Below are 438 nucleotides of genomic sequence, written 5' to 3' on the forward strand. Positions count from 1 at the left end.
GATCATCCCCCGAACGTGACCGTCTCAGGCCGGACAGGTCAATTCCTCTGCCGAACTCCAGCACATCCACCGAGCCGCCGTAGGCGGCCGTCTCCACGATCGTGTCGTGGCCGTCGCCGAGGTTGAACCGGTAGGTGTCGCTGTTGTAGCTGCCGTGCAGCATGTCCGTACCGGTGCCGCCCTCGAACACGTTGTTGTTCGAATACGCACCGCCGACCCACAGCACGTCATCGCCCGCACCGCCGACCAGCCGATTCTCGCCATTGCCGCCGCCRAGGTTGTCGTTRCCGCCCCCGCCCAGCAGCACGTCGTTGCCTTGCCAGCCCACCAGCTTGTCGGCGTCGTCGGTACCCAGCGTGGTCAGGCCCGTGGCCCTCAGCTGCGCCGGTGCCCACTCGGTGCCGTCGGCGAACCGGATCTTCTCGATGCCCCTCGGGC

At 67.4% G+C, this 438-nt stretch carries 1 pseudogene; it reads right to left on the reverse strand.

Annotation, left to right across the window (positions count from 1 at the left end):
- Positions 1 to 438, reverse strand: a pseudogene (locus AC1DCP_RS26480) (hypothetical protein); the annotation flags it as partial.

The sequence above is a fragment of the Agrobacterium sp. 10T429 genome, assembly GCF_056393925.1.